The organism is Neorhizobium sp. AL 9.2.2, from assembly GCF_013317225.1.
Classification (GTDB): domain Bacteria; phylum Pseudomonadota; class Alphaproteobacteria; order Rhizobiales; family Rhizobiaceae; genus Neorhizobium; species Neorhizobium soli.
This window is the reverse complement of the sequence record NZ_JAALXU010000001.1, coordinates 716,462-738,256: the sequence shown is the minus strand read 5'-3', so window position 1 is coordinate 738,256 and position 21,795 is coordinate 716,462. Positions and strand designations below refer to the sequence as shown.

Genomic DNA, 21,795 nt, shown 5'->3' with positions numbered 1-21,795 from the left:
GCTACCCTTGTTTTACCTGAGAGCCGTTTCCGGTGTTTCCGGCTGCGTTTCTCTGCGGGACTTATGTCCTCTGATAGGCTCACAATAAGCGGGCGCTGTTCGAGACTGCTTAAAAATCGCGGTTAAGGAAAACCTGCCGTTTTGAATGGTTAGCGAAACCGCATATGCTTTAAGTTTCCGAAGGATGAACGGGATCCGTTGCGATCCCCGATCGGGACGGATCAGACCCGTGCCGCGAGACGGTCGATCTCGATATGGGAAAACACCCCGATCCCCGCGGAGATAAGCAGCGCCGCGGTGACGCCGCTGCCGGCGTGCTTTCTCCCGGAAAACGACCCGTCATAGATTAAGCCCGAGCCGCAGGACGGGCTGCCGTCGATCAGCAGCGCATGGGTGCAACCGTTTTGCCTGGCAAAATCCAGCGCCCGGCGGGCACCGGCCACAAACTCCGCCGTCACGTCGCCGCCGGTGATTTCCAGCACGCGGGCACGGCCGGCAAGCACGTCCTCGCCCGTCATTCCATTCTCGATTTCCGCTGGCGGACGCGGCACGCTCATGCCGCCGGCAAGCTCGGGACAAATCGTCACCAGACGCCCCTCCTCCCGCCACCGCTCGATCGCGGGATGGACGAGCGGCTTGCCCGTGCCATCGTAACGCACGGCATGGCCGAGAAGGCAGGCGCTGATGAGGATCTTTTGTCGTGTCATGCGGATGGATCGAGATGCCGGAGGGCGTCGGTCATTGACCGTGGTTTTCGCGCATGCGTGCCACGAATTCGTCGCGATCGAAAACCTCAGCCGGACCGCTGTTTTCGCCCTCGATCAGAAGCGCGCGCAGCTTTCCATACTTGGCGTGGTCTTCCTCGAGAAGGCGCAAGCCGGCTTCGATGACGGCCTGGGCTGAGGCGAAACGGCCGCTTTCCACTTCGCTTTCGACGAAGTCTGCGAAGGGTTCGCCGAGGGTGATCTGCACGGGCTTATTCATGGGCGTTGTCCTATCGGCTCCACGCTATGAAGATAGCACGGAGCCGATGGAGAACAAAGGTTAGGACACGATGCGGGAGAAGTCCGCCACGGTGGCTGTCGCCTCCCGGATTGCCTTCAGGAGAGCGAGGCGGTTGGCGCGGATTGCGGCATCCTCGTCATTGACGAGCACGTCCCCGAAGAACGTATCGACCGGAGCGCGGAGCTTCGACAGGGCTTCCATGGCCGAGCGGAAATCTTCCTTGGCAACCGCGTCGGAGGCTTCCTTCGAGGCTTGCGAAATCGCCGCCCAGAGCGCCTTTTCGGCATCGAGCGTCAGGAGAGCTTCCGAAACGCCATCGGCAACGACGGTGCCCTTCTTCTCCTCGGCGGCCAACAGCTGGGTGGCGCGCTTGGTGCCGGCGAGCAGGTTCTTTCCGTCCTCGGAGGTGATGAAGGCCGTCAGCGCTTCGGCACGACGGGCGACCAGCAGCAGATCGTCAGCATCCGGCGTCAGTACCGCATCGATGATGTCATGACGGGCGCCGAGGTCGCGCAGATAGACTTTGAGGCGGTCGTGGAAGAAGGAGAGGAGATCTGAATCCTTGGTGACCGCAAGAAGCCCCAACCGCACCTTCCGCTCCAGCAAAATCCGCACGACACCCAGCGCTGCACGGCGCAGCGCATAGGGGTCCTTGGAGCCGGTCGGCTTTTCGTCGATGGCCCAGAAGCCGACGAGTGTGTCCAGCTTGTCGGCGAGCGCCAGCGTCAGGCCGACCTTGTCTTCCGGCAGGCGGTCGGAGGGGCCGTTCGGCTTCCAGTGGTCCTCGATGGCGGCGGCAACCGATGCATCCTCGCCCTGCAGCACGGCGTAGCGGCGGCCCATCAGGCCCTGCAATTCCGGGAACTCGCCGACGGCTTCGGTGCGCAGGTCCGCCTTGGCGAGCACGGCGGCACGATCGACCAGAACCGGATCGGCACCGGTGATCGGCGCCAGTTCCTTTGCCAGTGCGCGGATGCGGGTGACGCGTTCGCCCTGGCTGCCGAGCTTGGCGTGGAAGGTAACGTTAAGCGCATCGAGCTTGGCCATGCGCTGGTCGAGCGGCTTCTTGAGATCGAGGCCGAATTTCTCAGCCGAGGCTTCGAGCGTCGCGAGATCAGGCAGGTCGCCCTGGTCGCGGGTCCAGAAATGGCGAGCGTCGGAAAGGCGCGCGCGCACGACCTTGCCGTTGCCGTGGACGATTTCCTTGCCGCCATCCTTCGCCTCGATATTCGAGATCAGGACGAAATGGTTGGAAAGGCTGCCATCATCCACACCCTGACGACGGGTGACGAAGCATTTCTGGTTGGTCTTGATGGTGAGACGGATGATCTCGGCCGGGATTTCCAGATAGTCCTCCTCGAACGTGCCGAGCAGCACATGCGGCCATTCGACGAGGCCGGAGACTTCCTCCAGCAAGCCTTCGTCCTCGACCAGGTCGAGACCGTTGGCAAACGCGATGTCACGCGCATCGTGCAGGATCATGTCCTTGCGGCGGTCCGCATCGAGCATGACCTTCGCCTTTTCGAGGTTCGACACATAATCGTCGAAGCGGCGCACGGTGATGGCATCAGGCGCATGGAAGCGGTGGCCATAGGTGACGTTGCCGGCGGTGATGCCGTCGATCTGGAACGGGATGACCTTGGTTTCTTCATGCTCGGTGCCGAACATGCAGACGATCGACTGCAGCGGGCGAACCCAGCGCAGGCTTTCAGACCCCTTGCCCTCGATGCCGTCAAAGCTCACGCCCTTCGGCATGGAGGCGGCACCCCAGCGCATGGATTTCGGCCAGGGGAAGGAGCGGATGATGCCGGGCATAACAGCTTCGATGATCTCTTCCGCCGCACGGCCGGGCTTGGAGACGACGGCCACGTAGAAATCGCCCTTTTTCGGGTCGCTGGCGACCTGGGCTTGCGAGATATCGGCAAGGCCTGCCTTGCGCAGGAAGCCGGCGATCGCCTGTTCCGGCGCCTTGGTGGATGGGCCCTTGATCTCCTCGCGCTGATCGGCCGAGCGCGCGTTGAGACCGCGGATATCCAGGGTGAGGCGCCGCGGCGTCCAGTATTCGCGAACGCCCTCATAGGTCAAGCCCGCATCCACCAGCGCATCGGTAACGAGTTTCCTCAGATCGCCGGCAGCCTTGCGCTGCATGCGGGCCGGAATTTCCTCGGAGCGGAGTTCTAGGAGCAGATCGGGCATATCATTCTTCCTCACCCTCCCCTTGAGGAGGAGGGTCGGACCGCAGGTCCGGGGTGGGGTGACAATCGTGTGCTTCTGCTAGCAAAGTTAAGCGCTGCTGCACAATGGCAAATATTGTGTCGAGAACGGCTTCGAGTTCGTCAAGGACTTCTGCATTCCAGAATCGGACGACGTGGTAACCCGACGCCTTAAGGTAAGCGGTCCGTTCGGCGTCATATCGGCGCGCAGTCTCCTGCGCATGCTGGCTACCATCCAGTTCGATGATCAGGCCGATCTGGTGGCAGGCGAAATCGGCGAAGTACCGGCCGATCGGGACTTGCCTGCGAAAATGCGTGCCTTCAATCGGGATCTTCCAGAGATGGCGCCAAAGCCTGGCTTCGGCATCCGTCGCGTTGTTTCGCAAACGACGCGCGTTGGCGACTTTGAAGCGTTGAAGTTTTGCCGGTTTTTCCTCTGCCATGCGCCACCTCACGAGAGTGTTCGAAGCATGCAATTACCCCCACCCGCCGCTTCGCGGCGACCTTCCCCCTCAAGGGGGAGGTGAAGAAAGTCATGAGCCGCGTCCCCCTTGAGGGGGATGTGGTTGTGGCAGGGTCGAGGTTTCTGCCATGCGTCACCCCACGAGAGTGCTCGAGGCAGGCGTCACCCCCACCCGCCGCTTTGCGGCGACCTCCCCCCTCAAGGGGGAGGTGAAGGACACTACCAGCCGCCTCCACCGCCTCCACCGCCGCCACCACCCGAGAAGCCGCCGCCGGAGAAGCCTGATGATGAGGAGGATGTGGGTTGTGGCAGGGTCGAGGATATGGTCGAGGCCATGGAGGAGGAGAAGCCGCCGATGCGGTCTCCGAAACTGTTGAAGCCGCCGCCGTGATACCAGGCGGCGGTGTAGGCGGCGCCGAGACCGGCTGCCGCAAGCCAAGTGTCGAATGCCTGGCTCCACGGCTTTTCGACGCCGAGCGCTACCGCATAGGGCAGAAGCTTTTCGAAATGCTGCGGCGACATTTCCGGTGCGCCGGCCATGTTCATGCGGTCCTTCTCGGCGACGGTCAGATAGAGGCGCAGGCCTTCGATCCCGTCCATCAGCTTGGCGCCGATCGGTGTCGGCGCGCCCATCAGGAAGAAGAACATGACGTTGGCGAGCACGATGCCGCCGACCGATACGAGCAGCGGCCAGTGATCGGTGCCGGTGAGTTCGGAGACGAGCGCCACCAGAACCGAGGAGACGATGGAGAGCGCGACGAGGCCGATAAAGCCGAGCACGACTACGGTCATGATGCGGCCAAACAGCGACGAGCCGCGCCGCAGCTTCTTGCCGAAGCCGACCGCGATGAAGCCGAAGAAGACAGCGACGAAGACCGGCACAATCAGCACGGCGACCATATCCGGTTCCAGATTGCCGAACACGAGCAAGGCTATGAGAAAGATGACGCTGAGGCCGATGCCACCGAGAACATAGCCCCAGTTGGCGTTGTAATATTTGCCGCGATGCTCGCGTTCGATCGCCTGCCGGAAATTCTTGCCGACGGTCTGGACGGTGGTGCCGTTGTCCTTGTCGATGACGAAGCTTTCACCCTTGCCGCCGACGGCTGCGAGAATGACGGACTGACCGGCGGGCAGATCGCGACCGCTCCCCTTGTCGGTGCGCCTGATGACGATCTGCTTTGAGAGATCATCGAGCACGACATAGCCCTTGACGGCAAGATCGATGGCGCTCGCCGCAAAGGCGGTCCAGCCGCCACCGGAAAAGCCCTTGTTGTCGATATAGTTGACCAGCGCCGGAGACAGGCCATCGGGCGCATCCCAGCGCGGAACGACGATGCCGCGGGCCGGATCGCGGCCGACGCGTTTCCAGACGGCAAAGTAATAGGCCAGCACGATGACGAGACCGGCGCCGGCAATCAGCGTGCCCATATGATCGCGCAGCCACCAGCTGCGTTCCTGATCCTTGGAGGGTACGGCGACGACGCCTTTCGGAAAACCGGCAACAATCGTCAGCCCTTCCTGGGGGCCGAGCGGTCGGGTTGTTGCAAAGACAGCATAGTCACCGTTTGCCTGCATGCGGGCATTGCGGGCGGTCGAGCCGAGCGGGCCGGTAAAGGCAGCCGTCTGCTGCACCTGCCCGCCATCCGGCAGCGTCACCCGCGCCGAGGCCTGGGTGATGCGGAAATCCCAGCCGTTGCCGGTGACGTTCCAGTACAGTTCGTCGTGATCGGCAAAGTAGCGGATCTGCCGGTCGGTCCTGTAGGTGAGCACGAATGTATGCTCGCCATCACGCAGGAAAACGTTCTGGTCTCCGGAATAGATGCGGATGCCGCCGGCGATCGTCTCGGTCCGGTAGGGCTCATCGCGGCCATCGCGGGTGACGGAGACGATATCGAAGCCGACCCGAACCGTGCGGCCCTCGGCATCGATCATGGTCAGCGGAAAGTCGCGGAAGATGCCGCGGCGGATGCGGTTGCCTTCCGACCTGGCGACGATCGTCTCGGTCACCGTGAGCTCGCCATCCGGCGCGACTGCGATTTCGGAATGGTAGCTGCGGATATACTCTTCGGCAGCGGCCGGAAGCCATGCCGCGCAGAAAAGCACAACAGCGAGAACAAGGCGCCGAACCATCAGCCGGCTCCGATCAGAATTTCACGGTGGGAACGGCGCGATCGGCTTCGTTGGTGATCTCGAAGTATTCGCGTTTGGAGAAGCCGAACTGGCCGGCAACAAGGTTGTTAGGAAAGGTTTCCACCTTGACGTTCAGTTCGCGCGCAGCACCGTTGTAATAGCGGCGCGACATCTGGATCTCGCTTTCGATGGTTTCGAGCGATGCCTGCAGTTCGGAGAAATTCTGGTTGGCCTTGAGATCCGGATAGGCTTCGGCCAGCGCAAACAGTTTTCCGAGCGCCTGGGAAAGCATGCCTTCGGCCTGGGCACGGCCCGCGACGTCGCCGGCCGGCACCGCCTGTGCCTGGTTGCGCAGCCGCACGACCTCTTCGAACGTGCCCTTTTCATGGGCGGCGTAGCCCTTGACGGTCTCGATCAGGTTGGGGATCAGGTCGGCGCGGCGCTTCAGCTGCACGTCGATGCCGGACCAGGCTTCCTCCGCCATCTGTCGCGCCTTGACGAGGCCGTTATAGATTATGACGAGATAGACAGCCACGAGGGCAAGAATGCCGAGCGCGATATACATGACGAGAACTCCCCCGGATAATAATAGCCGGGCGGAGACTAAGTCGGGTTCAATGAATTGTCACTGGAAATCGGTGGGTTAGCCCGGAAACGCTCTAGGCAGCTTCCCGGCCGAGTTTGGCACCACCGGCATCCGTCAGCAGGAAGGCTTCGCCGCAGGCCTTGGCCAGCGTGCGCACCCGCAGGATATAGCTCTGGCGCTCAGTCACCGAAATCACGCCGCGGGCATCCAGCAGGTTGAACACGTGCGATGCCTTGATGCACTGGTCATAGGCCGGGAAAACGCATTTGTGCAGCATCTGGTTGGACTGATCGCCCGGCGCGCCGAAGGCGAGCAGCGCCTGGCATTCCTTTTCGGCATCGATGAAGTGCCGGTGCAGCATTTCGGTGTTGGCGAATTCGAAGTTGTGGCGGGAATATTCCTGCTCGGCCTGCAGGAAGACATCCCCATAGGAGATCTTCTCTTCGCCTTCGCGGCCGTTGAAGTTCAGATCATAGACGTTGTCGACGCCCTGGACATACATGGCCAGTCGTTCGAGACCATAGGTCAGTTCGCCGGCGACCGGCGAGCATTCGATGCCGCAGACCTGCTGGAAGTATGTGAACTGCGACACTTCCATGCCGTCGCACCAGCATTCCCAGCCGAGACCCCAGGCGCCGAGCGTCGGGCTTTCCCAGTCGTCCTCGACAAAGCGCACATCGTGCAGAAGCGGATCAAGACCGATCGCGGCAAGCGACCCCAGATAGAGTTCCTGCAGGTTGGAAGGGTTCGGCTTCAGGATGACCTGATACTGGTAATAGTGCTGCAACCGGTTGGGATTTTCGCCGTAGCGACCATCGGACGGGCGGCGCGACGGCTGCACATAGGCGGCCTTCCACGGCTTCGGGCCGAGCGCGCGCAACGTGGTGGCCGGATGGAACGTGCCGGCACCGACTTCCATGTCGTAGGGCTGCAGGACCGCACATCCCTTGTCGGCCCAATAGGCATGCAAGGTCAGGATCAGCGCCTGGAACGAGCGCTTCGGGTTCATGTGATCTGGCAGGGTCGTGGCGGTCATGGGACTGGTCGCTATTTGCTTATTTCCGGTGGCGTCAGGTGCCACGGGCGGGACTGGGGGTCAAGAGTTTTGCGGCATTCGACCGGCTGCGGCCGCAGTTGCGAACCGCGACATCGCCGGGCCAAACGTCACTTGATCAATCGCAATTCACGCAGGGGCAGGTCACCTATGGTTCAAAGCACCGTTCGGATAAATCTCTGATTTCGTTGCCAAGTATAGAACCCGCCAGACCGGACCGGGCGTCGGAACGTTTCATTTTTCTTAAGTAAACTATGCTAAATTTCAACAAATCCGCACAATAGGACGATTGAAATGGTAACAATTCGTACCAAGATGATCTTTACGAGCCTTGCGATGTTCGTGCTTGCGGGCGGTGCTGCCGGAGCCGGGATTTGGGGTTCGACGACGCTGACGAACAATGTCGATACCGTCGCGCGCACCGCCGAGATTTTGCGCAATCACATGCAGGCCGACATGATGCACGACGCCCTGCGCGCCGATGTTCTTTCGGCACTGATGGCGCGCAATGCACAAGGCGAGATCTCCACCGCTGACGTCACCTCGGATCTGAAAGAGCATGTCGAGTCGTTCCGCAAGGCAATCGACGACAACAAGGCTCTGGTGACCGATCCCGAGATACAGGCTGTTCTTAAAAACCTGGATACGCCTCTGCGCGGTTACATCGACAATGCCAGCGCCATTGTCGCGCAGGCAGCGAGCCACCCGGATCAAGCACTGTTGTCGCTGCCTGCATTCCAGCAGCAATTCTCGATCCTCGAAACCGCCATGGAAAAAGCAGGCGATAGCATCTCGTCGCTGTCCGACGGCGTCAAGCTCAACAGCGACCGGCTGGCGGTTCTGATCGACACGATCCTCAAGACTGTGCTGGCCGCAACGGCCGTATCTGCGCTTGTCCTGCTGTTCGTATCGCGAAAGACCATCATTCAGCCGATCCGCTTTCTTGCAGGCGACATGCAGAAGCTGGTCGGAGGCAACACGGCGCTGTCCATCACGGGGATCAATCGCACCGACGAAATCGGCGAGATGGCGACGGCTGTCGAGGTGTTCCGGCAGGCAGCGATTACCAACAAGCGACTGGAAGCGGAGGCGATTGCCGCGCGGGAGCGCAACGAAGCCGATCGCATCCGGGTGACCAGGGAAGCAGAAGCGGCAGCCCGCGTGATGCTGCACGAGGCAACCTCCAGCCTGGCGGGCGGGCTGCGAAAGCTCGCGGCAGGCGATCTCAGCTTTCATCTCTCGGACGCTTTCGCACCTGATTTTGAAGCGCTGCGGCACGACCTGAACACAGCCGTACACCAACTTGACCAGACGCTGACCACCGTCGCACAGGCGGCAGGCTCGATCGACACCGGCACCCGCGAAATCAGCATCAGTTCAGACGACCTGTCGAAACGCACGGAACAGCAGGCCGCCTCGCTGGAAGAAACTGCTGCGGCGCTCGACCAGATCACCATCAATGTCGCCAACGCCTCCAAGCGCGCCGACGAAGCCCGCGCGATCGCGATCCAGGCCAATGCCAGCGCCACCCAGTCCGGCATCGTCGTTGCCAGTGCGGTCGATGCGATGCAGCGGATTGAGGAGTCCTCGGGACAGATCTCCAGCATCATCGGCGTCATCGACGAGATCGCCTTTCAGACCAACCTTTTGGCGCTCAATGCGGGCGTCGAGGCCGCACGCGCCGGTGAGGCCGGCAAGGGCTTTGCGGTGGTCGCACAGGAAGTCCGTGAGCTGGCGCAGCGCTCTGCTCGGGCCGCCAAGGAGATCAAGGAACTGATCCGGAATTCGACGACAGAGGTCGAGAGCGGTGTGAAACTGGTGCGGGAAACCGGCGGCTCCCTGAAGGTGATCGGCGACTACATTATTACCATAAACCAGCATATGGACGCGATCGCAACGTCGTCGCGCGAGCAGTCGGTCGGTCTTGCCGAGGTCAATACAGCCGTCAACCAGATGGACCAGGTGACGCAGCGCAATGCAGCGATGGTGGAGGAAACCAGCGCCGCCAGCGCCTCATTGGCCACCGAAAGCCACCGTCTGCACGAGCTGATCTCACAGTTCACACTCGGCCGGCCCTCTGCCACAAAGCATGACAAGACACGCCGGGCTGCCTGATCATCGGAGCCAGGAACTACCAACGCAAAAGCAGCGCCCGGGAACGGACGCTGCTTTTTTTCTATGTGGAGCGCCAACCTCCCTCATTCCTGTGCTTGTCAGGGAAGAGACGGAGAGGTGGGCGGAGGAAGGAACGAGAGCGCGAGTAGAGGATGGAGCAACGTGGCAAGCGGGTGACGCGGCCATGAGGGCAATATCAAAGTGTATGTCTTTAAACCGTATCGACGGCGACTACTCGCCGGCGACAGCCTGATCAGACGTCGTCGTCGCGCTTGACCCGGTATTCGCCCGTCACCGGATCCTTTTCCAGCGTTCCCATGGCACCGGTGCGTTGCTGCTCTTCCTCGCGGCGCGTGCGCGCCGTGAGCCGTTCCGCGTCCTTGATGAAGCGCTTGTAGAGCATCCATCCGCCGCCGATCAGCAGGGCCAGAAGTATGAGCTGAGCCATTTCCCGTCGAAACCTTATAAGGCGGGCATATCAGAGCCCGAAGCGGCTCCACATTGCCCGTTCTTCCAGGCCTTCGGCAAGACCTGCCGTGGCGCCTGAGGCAATTTCCCCCAGATTGGCGGATCCTAGCGCAACGCCCGGCACCCGGCGACCGAACAGGGTCCGCGTGCCGCCGATCAGCTCCAGCTTGGCATCCTTGCCGAAACGGCGCTTGATCACATCGCGCATCTCGCCCAGCCCATCGATGAGGCCGAGTTCGAGGCCACGGGTACCAGTCCAGAAGAGCCCGGAGAAAATCGTGCTATCTTCGCCAAGCCGTGACCCGCGGCGCGATTTCACCATGTCGATGAAGACCCGGTGGATCTCGAGCTGCAGCGTCTTCAGGTACTCGATGTCGCCTTCCTTTTCCGGCTGGAAAGGATCGAGAATCACCTTGTTCTCGCCGGCCGTATAGACGCGGCGTTCGACGCCGATCTTCTTCAGCATTTCCGGGAAGCCGAAACCACCAGACACGACGCCGATCGAGCCTACGATCGATGTCGGATCGGCAAAGATTTCGTCGCCGGCAAGGGCAATCATGTAGCCGCCGGACGCTGCTACATCTTCCACGAAGATCAGAACCTTCTTGTCCTTTTCCTCGGCGAGAGCCCGGATGCGCTGGTAGATCAACCGCGACTGGACAGGCGAGCCGCCCGGCGAATTGATGGAGATGGCAACGACCGGCGCATCCTTCTTTGCGAAGGCCTTTTCCAGCATCGGCGCCACGGTTGCGATGTTGAGCGTCTGCTTGAACTGGCTGCCGCCCGCCATGATCGTGCCATGCAGTCGGACCACCGGGATCGACAAACCGGTCTTGCGGAAACGTTTTGGCAGCAGGCGATTCAAGAAGCTCATCATCCATCCTGTTCAAGCATATATCGGAAGCCTGGATGTATGTTCTCGAAGGGCGAACACAATGGCTGAGCCTCTAAAAACGGGGTTTATCGCCGTCTTCGGTGATAGGCGGTGCGACCGTTGTTCAAATCATCCGCCTGCGACATGAAGGAATTGCCATCCGCTCCATGCACGATCAGCGGCGCGCGGAACACCAGCCGCGCTCTCGATCCCTTGACGCCGGTTACCAGGATGCGGGTCGCATCCTCGCCCGGGCGGGGGTGGACCGGGGTTATTTCAAGCCCGCCGAAGCGCTTGCCGCAGGCCTCGATGATATCGACGATGGAATCCGGACGGGCGATCAGCGACAATTGCCCGCCGGGTTTCATGATGGCGGCGGCCGTGCGCAGCCAGTTTTCGAACAGGCCAGCGGTCATCGCATGCGCTTCGGCTTTCAAGGCATCCGGCGTTATGCGGTCGTCGGCGTGGTTGAAGGGCGGGTTCATGATCACATGGTCGTGCACGCCGTCGTGCAATCCCGCGTCGACCCGGGCCTTGCCCGTGAGCGTCACATCGGCGCCGAGAACCGTGATACGGTCAGACAGGAAAGCATTTTCCGGCAAAGCCAGCGTTCGCCGCGCATACTCCGCCATCAACGGCAATTTCTCGACCAGAACGATGCGGGCGTTTTCGAGCCGGCTCGCGACCGCTAGTCCTGCGGCACCGGCGCCGGATCCGAGATCGGCAACCGAAACGGACCGTTCGTCCGCCACAAGCGAGGCGAGCAGCATCGCATCCACGCCGGACCGGTGGCCGCCGCCCTTCGGCTGCACCAGATGGAAGCGGCCGCGGTGAAACGCATCGATGGTGAAGTCCGACGAAAGATCCTGCGGGATGCCGGCGGACGTGGTCACGGGCGAAGCTCCGCCTCCAGGCCGGCATCGATCAGGATGCGGCGGGCTTCATCTCCCCTCTCCTCCTCGACAAGGAAGCGCTTCGACAGCATGCCGAGCGAGCCTTCGAGCACGCTCATGGACTGGTCCGCAACCATAAAATGAATGCCGGCATCCTTCATCAGGCTGCTCGCAACCGAGAGAAGCACCGGGTCGTTGGCGCGAATGAGTTCCCGCATGCGGCAAAAATCCCCCTCAAAAACGGCAGGTCAGCGAATTGTCACTTGCCGCATCCTGCCACGCTTTCTATTGTCCAAGCCGGAACTTAATTTAGGAGTCCGGTCGTTGGGCGTCGTAATACCGCTTGAAGAAGGCAAAAACAAATCTGCTTCCGTGAAGCCCCTGGTGGACCTCACGAGAGGAGACATGGAGCGGGTCAACCAGCTGATCCTGTCGAAGGCAGGCTCCGACGTGCAAATGATCCCGGAAGTTGCCAACCACCTGATCTCGTCGGGCGGCAAGCGGCTTCGGCCGATGCTGACGCTCGCGTCTGCGGTGCTGTTCGGCTACAAGGGCGAAGGCCATGTGAAGCTCGCGACCAGCGTCGAATTCATGCACACGGCAACGCTGCTGCATGACGATGTGGTGGACGAAAGCGATCTGCGCCGCGGCAAATCCACCGCACGGATGATCTGGGGCAACCAGGCCAGTGTTCTCGTCGGCGACTTTCTGCTCGGCCAGTCCTTCAAGATGATGGTCGAAGTTGGTTCGCTTGAAGCGCTGGACGTTCTGGCAACCGCGGCTTCCGTGATTGCGGAAGGCGAAGTGCTTCAGCTTTCCGTCGCCAAGAACATGGAAACCACCGAGGACGACTATCTCTCCGTCATTCGCGCCAAGACGGCGGCGTTGTTTGCGGCGGCGGCGGAAGTCGGGCCGATCATCGCCAATGCCGACAAGGCCGGGCGTTCCGCAATGCGCTCCTACGGTATGAACCTCGGCTACGCTTTCCAGCTGGTCGACGACGCGCTCGATTACGGCGGCACCGCTGCCGATCTCGGCAAGAATGTCGGCGACGATTTCCGCGAGGGAAAGATCACGCTTCCAGTCATCCTTGCCTACCGGCGTGGCACCGAAACGGAGCGGGCATTCTGGAAGACGGCGATCGAACAGGGCGAAAGCAGCGAGGAAAATCTTGAAAAGGCGCTGGGCCTGATCAAGAAATACGACGCGCTGAACGACACGATCGGTCGGGCCCTGCATTACGGCACGATTGCCCGCGATGCGCTGGCGCCGCTGCCGGCATCGCCGCTCAAATCCGCGATGCTCGAGGTGATCGACTTCTCCATCCAGCGCGTGAACTGACGCTCCCTCCGTCGCGTTGACGAAGGTGTGACCGTTCCTGCCCGGCATCCGCTCTTTGCGATGCCGGAGAATTCCTTGCGGACATGCTTCAAAAAAGCCATTCTGTCATGACTCAATTGGCGCGGGATGGTGGCGATTTGCCACCGTCAAAGCGTCGCCTGCTCAAGGCCCACCACGAAAGGCATTCTTTTTATGCGGCAGAAATACAGCCTCCGTCTGCTTTCCAGCGCAGCGCTCGCAGCCGTTCTCATGCTCGCCGGTGCAGCGCAAGCGGCGACGCCAGAGGCGAAGCCGGCCGCCGCGGAGAGCGTGAAATTTGATGCCAGCGACGCGCAGTCGTTTTCGGGCGCGTTCCTCGCTGCCCGCACCGCCGATGTCGACCATGATTACGCGAACGCGATTGCGCTCTATCGCAAGGCGCTGTCCTTTGATGCGGCCAACCTTGAAATCCGCGAACGGCTGATGATTTCGCTGTTTCTGAGCGGCGATTTCGAAGGCGGCTTGAGCGAAGCGGAGAGGCTGAAGGACGATGCCGGGGTCGAGCGCATCACCCGCATCGTGCGGGGGCTGGACGCGATCCGCGACAAGCGCTTCGATGCCGCCAAGAAGACGCTTGCCTATACCGGCCCGAACGATCTTGACCGGCTGACCCACCAGATGATGATGGCGTGGGCGGATGTCGGCGCAGGCCGCGGCCGTCAGGCGATCTCGACTATTGCCGGCCTCAAGGGGCCTGACTGGTTCAAGGTGTTTACGGACTATCATCTTGGCGCCATGGCGCTGGTTTCCGGCGACACGGCCAGTGCACGCAAATATCTGACCACCGCCATTACCAACCAGGAAGCGGTTGCGACAGCGCCCGATACGTTCATGCGCGCCATCATGGCGCTTGCCCGTCTTGAAGCCGCTGCCGGCAACAAGCAGAAGGCGCTCGACGCGATTTCGGTCGGCGACCAGATGATCAGCAACTATGCGCCACTGAAGGCGCTTCGCCAGAGCATTGAAAAGGGCGAGAAGCCCGAGCAGCAGATCACCAACGCTGCCGAAGGCGCGGCCGGCGTGCTGTTTTCGATCGGCGGCGCGCTGAACCGCCAGGGCGCCGAGGATATGGTCGGTCTCTACCTGCAGATCTCCCATGCGATGGACCCGAAGAGCGCCGACACGCTGATCCTGCTCGGCGGCATTGCCGAGAAGATGGAACAGCCGCAACGCGCCATCGAGCTTTATGCAAAGGTGCCGGCCGACAGCCCGATGCGCCGGATTTCCGAACTGCAGCTGGGCATCACCCTGTCCGATACCGGCAAGGTCGACGAGGCAAAGAGCCATCTGAAGGCGCTGATCGATTCGGATCCGGCCGACATCCGCAGCTATATCGCCTATGGCAGCGTACTTTCCGAAGCCAAGGACTACAAGGCGATGGCCGCCAATTACGACAAGGCTGTCGAAATGATCGGCTCCGTGCCGAAGCCGGGCGACTGGACCGTGTTCTTCCAGCGCGGCATTTCCTATGAACGCCTGAAGCAGTTCGACAAGGCCGAGCCGAATTTCCGTCGGGCCCTGGAGCTCAACCCCGAGCAGCCGCAGGTTCTGAATTATCTCGGCTATTCGCTTGTCGACCTCAACCTCAACCTTGCCGAAGGCCTCGACATGATCCGCAAGGCAGTCGATGCGCGGCCGGACGATGGCTATATCGTCGATTCGCTGGGATGGGCCTATTTCCGCCTCGGCAAGTTCGATGAAGCCGTGACCGAACTGGAACGCGCGGTACAATTGCGGGCCGGCGATGCGACGATCAACGACCATCTGGGCGATGCCTACTGGCGTGTCGGCCGCAAGCTGGAAGCGGTCTACCAGTGGAACCGGACGCTGATCTCCGAAGGCGAGGACGTCAACAAGGAAATGGTCAAGGAAAAGATCGCCAACGGCCTGCCGCCGCTCGATCCGAACGCGACGACGGCCGATCGCGGCCAGGCAGCACCAGTGCCGCCTGCCCCGCCGGCACCTGCCACTCCCGACAAGAAATCCTGATAAAGCGGGCTTTCCAGCATGACCATATCCGATACGCAAGACGCCGCCACAGAGGTGGCCCTGACGGAACTTGCGCCTGCGAAGATCAATCTTGGCCTGCATGTCGTGGGGCTTCGCTATGACGGGTTCCACCTGCTGGAAAGCGTCGTCACCTTCGCCGATCTCGGTGACGAGCTGACCTTCACGCTCTCGGAAGCGGATGAGTTTTCCGTTTCCGGCCGCTTTGCGTCCGAGCTTTCAAATGACGAGGCGGGCCAGGCTGGCAATCTCGTGATCAAGGCGCGCGATCTCTTTCGCCAGCAGCTGGTTTCCAACGGCTTTCCGGCGCCTCCCGTTTCGATCCACCTCGAGAAGAAACTACCGATCGCGGCCGGGATCGGAGGCGGGTCGGCCGATGCGGCGGCCACGCTTCGTGGCCTGTTCCGGCTGTGGAATGCGGAAATACCGGAAGCAGCCCTTCTGGCGCTTGGCCTTTCGCTGGGTGCCGACGTGCCCATGTGCCTGACGGGGGCTGCCGTTCTGGCCGAGGGGATCGGCGAAAGGCTTGAACCGCTGCCGACCATGCCGTCCCTTTCCCTCGTGCTCGCCAACCCGCTGATCAGCGTCTCGACGCCTGAGATTTTCAAGCTACTGGTGGACAAGGAAAACGAGGCCTTGCCGCCGACGCCGACCGATGCAGGCGGCTGGCTGCCTTACCTGAAAACGCTTCGCAACGACCTGGAGCCGCCGGCTCGCGCGCTCATCCCCGAGATCGAGGAACTCTCCGCGATGATCGCAGCGCAAGGTGCCGAGTTGGTGCGCATGTCCGGATCCGGAGCGACCTGTTTCGGTGTGTTCCCTTCGAAGACAGACGCGGAAGCCGCCGCGCAGGCGCTTACCGCCCTGAAGCCGGACTGGTATGTCGAAGCGGTCGAAACCGTCGGAGCAAAGCCATGAGCAAGATCGCCGAAACGCGCCAGTTCATTCCTATTTCGATCGCGGTACTGACCGTGTCGGATACCCGGACTATGGTGGACGACAAATCCGGCGATACGCTGGTTGCCCGTATCGCGGAGGCCGGTCACAGGCTTGGGGCACGCGCCATCGTGCCCGACGACAAGGAGCGGATCGCCGGCCAGGTGCGCGAATGGACCCTCGACCCTGAGATCGACGTGGTCATCACCACCGGAGGAACCGGCTTTACCGGCCGCGACGTGACGCCGGAAGCGCTGGAGCCGCTGTTCGACAAGAAGATGGACGGGTTTTCCGAGGTGTTTCACCGGATTTCCTACGACAAGATCGGCACCTCGACGATCCAGTCGCGGGCAACCGGCGGCGTTGCCAATGCAACCTTCATCTTCGTGCTGCCGGGCTCTCCCGGTGCCTGCAAGGATGCCTGGGACGGCATCCTGAAAGCGCAGCTGGACTACCGCCACATGCCCTGCAACTTCATCGAGATCATGCCGCGGCTGGACGAGCATCTGCGGCGCGGATCGGGCAAGTAACGGTCTGATTTATCGCGCGGACGCGGCAACCCACGCTGGGATCATCTCGCTCACTAGTCTCGACGGCTTTGCGGCTGACGTCACGGCCTTGGCGACATCCACGAGACCCATGCCGGACTTTGCGAGCGCGACGGCTTCGCGCTTCGGCAGGATCAGCCCCTGCTCGAGCGGCGGGACTGAACGGACGATCCTTGTAAGGAACGGCTTGCGGTAGGTTCGCGAAGGCGAGAACCGCACGGGCTGACGGTTGAGCGCCAGATATTCCATCACCTCGTCGATCCAGCCGGCCTGGAGACGCGCTCCGGGCTCCAGCAGAAGCAGCCATTCGGCGCGCGCCTTGTGCAGGATATCGACGATGTCCCAAGCGCTGTGGAAACGGCAGCCGGCGGCATCCGCGACACGGGAGGACCCGTCGCGCGAGTTGTGATCGAGCACCACGACATCGCTGACCAACCCCTCCACCGCGGCGGAAACAAGGACGGACAACGTCTGCGCGAGCTCGGCTTCCTGATCCCGGCATTCCATTAAAACAGTCAGCATTTTCAACGTCTAGCGCATTGCGCAAGGGATTACCACATATGCTTTGCGAGTTTGTTCTTGCATTGTTCTCAATGTCGCGATAGGAATCTGTTCATTCGAGAACGGGAATTTTTCCCGTCAGGAGTGCCCCATGAACGAGCTGTCCCATTTGCGGCAGGACGCATTCGCGCCTGCTCATACGGCTGATATTGCCGATGCATTGGTGAAGACCTCCGGCCTCCGGATCGAGGGGGATCGCCGGCGCGGTCGTGGCGCCGGACTGAACCCTTCAGGACGTTTCGAGACGGAGCGTCGCGAGGCTTTCGACGACGGCTGGCAGACGATCGAGGAACTGGAACCGTTCAGGACCGAGGTGCAGGTGGAAAAGCCACGTACCGCGATTACCCGAAACGATTCTCCCGACATTCCCTTCGACCGCTCAATCAACCCGTACCGCGGCTGCGAGCATGGCTGCATCTACTGCTTCGCGCGGCCGAGCCACAGTTTCATGGGGCTTTCGCCGGGGCTGGATTTCGAATCGAAACTGTTTGCCAAGCCTGACGTACCGAAGCTTCTGGAGCGCGAACTGAGCAGGGCCGATTACAAGGTCCGGGCGATTGCGATCGGCACCAATACCGATCCCTACCAGCCGATCGAACGGGAATGGCGCGTCATGCGCCAGATCCTGGAGGTACTGCAGAAGGCCAACCATCCCGTAACAATCGTCACAAAATCGTCGCTGGTCACCCGCGACATCGACATTCTTTCCGACATGGCGTCGAAGGGCCTCGCCAAGGTCGCGATATCGCTAACCACCCTCGACCGCAAGCTTGCTCGCAGCATGGAGCCGCGCGCGTCGACGCCCGCCAAACGGCTCGAGGCGATCAAAGCGCTCTCGGACGCTGGCATACCGACAGCTGTGTTCACCTCGCCGATCATTCCGGCGCTGAACGACCACGAGATCGAGCGGCTCCTGGAAGCGGGGCACGCTGCCGGCGCAACGGAGGCGAGTTACGTGCTCTTACGTCTGCCGCTGGAAGTGGCGCCGCTGTTCCGCGACTGGCTGCTGCAGCATTACCCGAACCGCTACCGGCATGTGATGTCGCTCGTTCGCTCGATGCGGGACGGAAAGGATTATGACGCGGAGTTCGGCAAGCGGATGAAGGGCACCGGTCCTTACGCCTGGCAGATCGGGCGACGCTTCGAGATGGCAACGAAGCGGCTCGGCATGACGCGTCGGGGCATGCCGCTCAGGGACGATCTGTTTGTTCGTCCGAATGGCGCGGGCATTCAGCTTTCGCTGCTTTGAATTTGGCCTCCAGGGGCACCCGTCCCTGCGAAACGGCCTGATGACGTCGCGAGAGTTACAGCGACTTTCATTCAGGTCGATTAATTTTGAATTTCGGCACGGTTCCCGCATATCACCTGCCGAAAGACCCCCGGTTCCCACCATCATCCCGAAAGGGCGCCCCCGATGGTGGGCAACGACGCCGCACTCGTTGTCCGGGGGTTGCCGGAGGTCGGGCGGGCGTGCGAAACTGCCGCCATGTTGCTTCGCACGCCGCCCGATTCTCCGACATTGTTTGAAGAGACGCCATTTGTTCCAGATTTCAGCCTGGAGCTGATGGCGCGGGATGCCGGACATTGGCCGGTGGCTGGCACCGACGAAGCAGGCCGCGGTCCCTTGGCGGGTCCGGTTGTGGCAGCCGCCGTGATTCTCGATCCCGACAACATTCCACCCGGTCTCGACGATTCCAAAAAGCTCAGCCTGAAGCAGCGGGAAGCGCTGTTTGCGATGATCATGGCGACGGCGCATGTGTCGATTGCATCGTCTGGTCCGCGCCTCATCGACGAGCGCAACATCCTGCGCGCCAGTCTCGACGCCATGCGGCGTGCGGTGATCGGACTGAATATCAAGCCGGCCTATCTCCTCACCGATGGCCGCGACATGCCGCCTGGGCTCGCCTGCCCCGGCAAGGCCGTGATCAAGGGCGATAGCCGCTCTGTCTCCATCGCCGCGGCCTCGATCGTGGCGAAAGTCACCCGCGACCGGATGATGGGTCGCGCCTGCACCGTTTTTCCGGCCTATGGCTTTGCCAAGCATGTCGGATACGCCACCAAGCAGCACCGCGACGGCATTACGAGCCACGGCCCCTGCCCGCTCCACCGGATGAGCTTTCGTCCGATGCGGAAAGATCCGCTGCCGGAAGACGATCTCCAGGCCTCGGACATTACCCTCACCCCATAACGCAAAAGGCCGAGCTTTCGCCCGGCCTTTTCTTAATTCATGTATCTGAAGCTTAGTTCAGGCGCGTTTGAACCGTACCGACGGCGTCCCTGAACAGGGCTTCCTGCGTTGCTGCATCGGCCTTGCGGGCGATGACGCTTTCGGCGGCGGCGATGGCGAGGTCGACGGCGGCAGCGCGAACGGCGCTCACGGCATCTGCTTCCGCCTGCTTGATCTTCTGCTCGGAGACCGCGTTGCGGCGGGCGACGAATTCTTCCGTCTTCTGGCGGGCTTCTTCCGTCAGGGCAGCGGCTTCGCGTTCGGCGGAAGCCACGATGCTGGCAGCGTCGGCTTCGGCCTGCTTGCGCTTCTTCTGGTATTCAGCCAGCAGCGCCTGGGCTTCTTCGCGAAGCTTCTTGGCTTCGTCGAGTTCGCTGCGGATGTTGGCGGCGCGTTCGTCGAGCGACTTTGCCATCATGCCCGGCACCTTGATGTAGATCAGGATGCCGAGGAAAATGACGAGACCAACGAGTGCGAAAAATGTTGCGTCGAATGCCATGCGATCAGGCCCCCGTCTTGGCGGCCGCGACGGCAGCCTTGATGTCATCGCCGCTTGCCTTGCCGCCGATCATGAGATCGACGATGGCGGATGCGGTCTCTTCGGCGATCTGGCCGACTTCAGCAAAAGCCTTGTCCTTGATCTCGCCGATGCGGGTTTCTGCTGCACTGAGCTTTGCGGCCAGTTCGGCTTCGATGGCGCTACGGTCGGCAGCGGCCTTGGTCTTGGCGGCTTCGCGGGCCGCTTCGGCAATGCCGTGCGACTTGGCGCGGGCGGCGGCCAGTTCCTTTTCATAGGTTTCGACGGCAGCATCGGCTTCCGCCTTGGCGCGGCCGGCTTCCTCGAGATCCTTGGCGATACGATCGTGACGATCCTCGATGATTCCGCCAACGCGCGGAACGATCACCTTCTTCATGAGAAGGTAGAAGAGACCGAACGTGATGACGAGCCAGAGAAGCTGCGACGCGAAATGGGATGAGTCGAGCGGCGGAAACGCGCCACTGTGCTCAGTGTCGTGGGCGACACCGGTTTCGGTATGCACTTCGCCAGCCGGAGCAGCATGCGGTTCGGCCGCCGGTGCGGCGCCCGGTGCTGCAGGCGTTTCAGGAGCGGCCGGCGCGGTCTGCGCATATGCCGAAGTCACGAACATCATCACCTCCGGGTGAATTCCAAATGCGAAGGATCACGGTGCGCTTTGAAACGACCGTGATCCGAAGTCCAGGTCTGGTATTAGACCACGAACAAGAGAAGGAGAGCTACGAGCAGCGAAAAGATGCCCAGAGCTTCCGTAACGGCGAAACCGAATACCAGACGGCCGAACTGGCTGTCAGCGGCAGACGGGTTGCGCAGGGCGCCCGACAGGTAGCTGCCGAAGATGTTGCCGAGGCCGAGGGCCGTGCCGGCCATGCCAAAGCAAGCCAGACCTGCGCCGATGAACTTTGCTGCTTCCGCTTCCATGATGAACTCCTTGAATGGGTTTGCGGCTGATGACTGACGCCTCAGGACGCCAATTTGGTAGTTATTCTTAGTGCCCGCCGGGATGGACCGCGTCGTTCAGGTACATGCATGTGAGTACCGCGAAGACATAGGCCTGGAGGAAGGCAACGAGGAATTCGAGACCGGTCAGGGCGACCGTCATGGCGAGCGGCAGGATGGCGCCGCCGATGCCGAGTGCGCCGAGTGCTCCAAGCGAGCTGACAAAGCCCGCGAACACTTTCAGCGTGATGTGGCCGGCCAGCATGTTCGCGAAAAGACGAACGGAGAGCGAGATCGGCCGGGACAGGAAGGAGATGACTTCGATGACAACGACCAGCGGCAGAAGCGCGCCGGGAACGCCGCTTGGCACGAACAGCTGAAGGAAGCCGAGGCCGTGCTTGTAGAAGCCGTAGACGATGACCGTGCCAACCACCAGAAGCGCAAGCGCAAAAGTGACGATGATCTGGCTGGTGACGGTAAAGAAGTACGGGAACATCCCGAGCAGGTTCGCGGTCAAGACGAACATGAACAGCGAGAAGACCAGCGGGAAGAACTTCATGCCATGGCTGCCGGCGCCTTCGCGCAGCATGTTGGCAATGAACTGGTAGGACATTTCCGCAACCGACTGTGCGCGGCCCGGGATCAGGCTGCGGGCGGACGATGCGAAATACAGGAAGCCGGCTGCGCAGGCGACCGTAGCAGTCATGAACAGCGATGCATTGGTAAAGGATAGGTCGATACCGCCGATCTCGATCGGGACGATCTTGCTGATCTGGAACTGATGGATCGGATCGTTTGCCACCGCTTACCCTCTTTCATATGCCGCCATGCCGGCGGCTCAATTCGTGTTGCGAAACC

General features: G+C 61.6%; 23 protein-coding genes. 7 read left to right on the top strand and 16 right to left on the bottom strand.

Annotated features, from left to right (window positions below):
• Positions 1-221: 221 nt before the first annotated feature.
• The 7 genes from G6K99_RS03500 to G6K99_RS03470 all read right to left on the bottom strand — a co-directional run bounded on the left by G6K99_RS03500 (position 222) and on the right by G6K99_RS03470 (position 7,409).
• Entirely contained in the window at positions 222-707 is a 486-nt protein-coding gene (locus G6K99_RS03500) for a DUF523 domain-containing protein (protein WP_174195729.1), read from the bottom strand.
• Positions 708-738: 31 nt separating this feature from the next.
• Complete coding sequence (locus G6K99_RS03495) at positions 739-984, bottom strand: type II toxin-antitoxin system ParD family antitoxin (protein WP_174195728.1); 246 nt, start codon at positions 982-984, stop codon at positions 739-741.
• Positions 985-1,044: 60 nt separating this feature from the next.
• On the bottom strand, positions 1,045-3,201 hold the full coding sequence (gene glyS / locus G6K99_RS03490; protein ID WP_174195727.1) for a glycine--tRNA ligase subunit beta: 2,157 nt from the start codon (positions 3,199-3,201) through the stop codon (positions 1,045-1,047).
• Position 3,202: 1 nt separating this feature from the next.
• Positions 3,203-3,661 carry an endonuclease domain-containing protein gene (locus tag G6K99_RS03485; RefSeq protein WP_174195726.1) on the bottom strand — a complete coding sequence of 153 codons (459 nt, stop codon included), beginning with the start codon at positions 3,659-3,661 and terminating at the stop codon, positions 3,203-3,205.
• Positions 3,662-3,900: 239 nt separating this feature from the next.
• Positions 3,901-5,814: a DUF2207 domain-containing protein gene (locus G6K99_RS03480; RefSeq protein WP_174195725.1), complete on the bottom strand. Its 1,914-nt coding sequence runs from the start codon at positions 5,812-5,814 to the stop codon at positions 3,901-3,903.
• A gap of 13 nt (positions 5,815-5,827) precedes the next feature.
• Positions 5,828-6,379: a LemA family protein gene (locus G6K99_RS03475; RefSeq protein WP_174195724.1), complete on the bottom strand. Its 552-nt coding sequence runs from the start codon at positions 6,377-6,379 to the stop codon at positions 5,828-5,830.
• A gap of 94 nt (positions 6,380-6,473) precedes the next feature.
• Positions 6,474-7,409 (bottom strand): glycine--tRNA ligase subunit alpha, encoded by a 936-nt coding sequence (locus tag G6K99_RS03470; protein ID WP_174196035.1) that lies wholly within the window; start codon positions 7,407-7,409, stop codon positions 6,474-6,476.
• Positions 7,410-7,748: 339 nt separating this feature from the next.
• Here G6K99_RS03470 and G6K99_RS03465 point away from each other — a divergent pair, with 339 nt between their 5' ends.
• Positions 7,749-9,569: a methyl-accepting chemotaxis protein gene (locus G6K99_RS03465; RefSeq protein ID WP_174195723.1), complete on the top strand. Its 1,821-nt coding sequence runs from the start codon at positions 7,749-7,751 to the stop codon at positions 9,567-9,569.
• 253 nt (positions 9,570-9,822) lie between these two features.
• Here the strand turns inward: G6K99_RS03465 and G6K99_RS03460 are convergent, their stop codons facing one another.
• The 4 genes from G6K99_RS03460 to G6K99_RS03445 form a co-directional block, all read right to left on the bottom strand.
• A complete protein-coding gene (locus tag G6K99_RS03460; protein ID WP_062453677.1) occupies positions 9,823-10,017 on the bottom strand; it encodes a hypothetical protein in 195 nt (64 codons plus the stop codon).
• Positions 10,018-10,047: 30 nt separating this feature from the next.
• Entirely contained in the window at positions 10,048-10,914 is an 867-nt protein-coding gene (locus G6K99_RS03455) for a S49 family peptidase (protein ID WP_348635206.1), read from the bottom strand.
• A gap of 83 nt (positions 10,915-10,997) precedes the next feature.
• Positions 10,998-11,804, bottom strand: a complete 807-nt coding sequence (locus G6K99_RS03450; RefSeq protein ID WP_371816118.1) for a tRNA1(Val) (adenine(37)-N6)-methyltransferase — start codon at positions 11,802-11,804, stop codon at positions 10,998-11,000.
• Positions 11,801-12,022, bottom strand: coding sequence for a DUF2007 domain-containing protein (locus G6K99_RS03445; RefSeq protein WP_062453679.1), 222 nt, complete (start codon positions 12,020-12,022; stop codon positions 11,801-11,803). Before G6K99_RS03445 ends, G6K99_RS03450 begins: the two co-directional genes overlap by 4 nt.
• A 106-nt stretch (positions 12,023-12,128) precedes the next feature.
• Here G6K99_RS03445 and G6K99_RS03440 point away from each other — a divergent pair, with 106 nt between their 5' ends.
• The 4 genes from G6K99_RS03440 (at position 12,129) to moaB (ending at position 16,657) form a co-directional block, all read left to right on the top strand.
• A complete protein-coding gene (locus G6K99_RS03440; protein ID WP_062453680.1) occupies positions 12,129-13,145 on the top strand; it encodes a polyprenyl synthetase family protein in 1,017 nt (338 codons plus the stop codon).
• Between the two features lie 192 nt (positions 13,146-13,337).
• On the top strand, positions 13,338-15,173 hold the full coding sequence (locus tag G6K99_RS03435) for a tetratricopeptide repeat protein (protein ID WP_062453681.1): 1,836 nt from the start codon (positions 13,338-13,340) through the stop codon (positions 15,171-15,173).
• Between the two features lie 18 nt (positions 15,174-15,191).
• Complete coding sequence (locus tag G6K99_RS03430; protein WP_174195721.1) at positions 15,192-16,109, top strand: 4-(cytidine 5'-diphospho)-2-C-methyl-D-erythritol kinase; 918 nt, start codon at positions 15,192-15,194, stop codon at positions 16,107-16,109.
• Entirely contained in the window at positions 16,106-16,657 is a 552-nt protein-coding gene (gene moaB, locus G6K99_RS03425; protein WP_174195720.1) for a molybdenum cofactor biosynthesis protein B, read from the top strand. Before G6K99_RS03430 ends, moaB begins: the two co-directional genes overlap by 4 nt.
• 9 nt (positions 16,658-16,666) lie before the next feature.
• Here the strand turns inward: moaB and G6K99_RS03420 are convergent, their stop codons facing one another.
• Positions 16,667-17,197, bottom strand: a complete 531-nt coding sequence (locus tag G6K99_RS03420) for a hypothetical protein (RefSeq protein ID WP_062579357.1) — start codon at positions 17,195-17,197, stop codon at positions 16,667-16,669.
• A 130-nt stretch (positions 17,198-17,327) separates the two neighbouring features.
• Here G6K99_RS03420 and G6K99_RS03415 point away from each other — a divergent pair, with 130 nt between their 5' ends.
• A complete protein-coding gene (locus G6K99_RS03415) occupies positions 17,328-18,485 on the top strand; it encodes a PA0069 family radical SAM protein (protein ID WP_174195719.1) in 1,158 nt (385 codons plus the stop codon).
• Between the two features lie 237 nt (positions 18,486-18,722).
• The gene (locus tag G6K99_RS03410) at positions 18,723-19,424 is read left to right on the top strand and encodes a ribonuclease HII (protein ID WP_174195718.1); all 702 of its coding nucleotides are present in this window, start codon (positions 18,723-18,725) and stop codon (positions 19,422-19,424) included.
• A gap of 52 nt (positions 19,425-19,476) precedes the next feature.
• On the opposite strand, the gene G6K99_RS03405 is transcribed toward G6K99_RS03410, so the two are convergent.
• The 4 genes from G6K99_RS03405 to G6K99_RS03390 form a co-directional block, all read right to left on the bottom strand.
• Positions 19,477-19,962, bottom strand: a complete 486-nt coding sequence (locus G6K99_RS03405; RefSeq protein ID WP_062453686.1) for a F0F1 ATP synthase subunit B — start codon at positions 19,960-19,962, stop codon at positions 19,477-19,479.
• Positions 19,963-19,966: 4 nt separating this feature from the next.
• Complete coding sequence (locus tag G6K99_RS03400; RefSeq protein WP_371816117.1) at positions 19,967-20,611, bottom strand: F0F1 ATP synthase subunit B; 645 nt, start codon at positions 20,609-20,611, stop codon at positions 19,967-19,969.
• An 80-nt stretch (positions 20,612-20,691) separates the two neighbouring features.
• A complete protein-coding gene (locus G6K99_RS03395; RefSeq protein WP_037087706.1) occupies positions 20,692-20,919 on the bottom strand; it encodes a F0F1 ATP synthase subunit C in 228 nt (75 codons plus the stop codon).
• 67 nt (positions 20,920-20,986) lie between these two features.
• Positions 20,987-21,739, bottom strand: a complete 753-nt coding sequence (locus tag G6K99_RS03390; protein ID WP_062453688.1) for a F0F1 ATP synthase subunit A — start codon at positions 21,737-21,739, stop codon at positions 20,987-20,989.
• Positions 21,740-21,795: the final 56 nt, after the last annotated feature.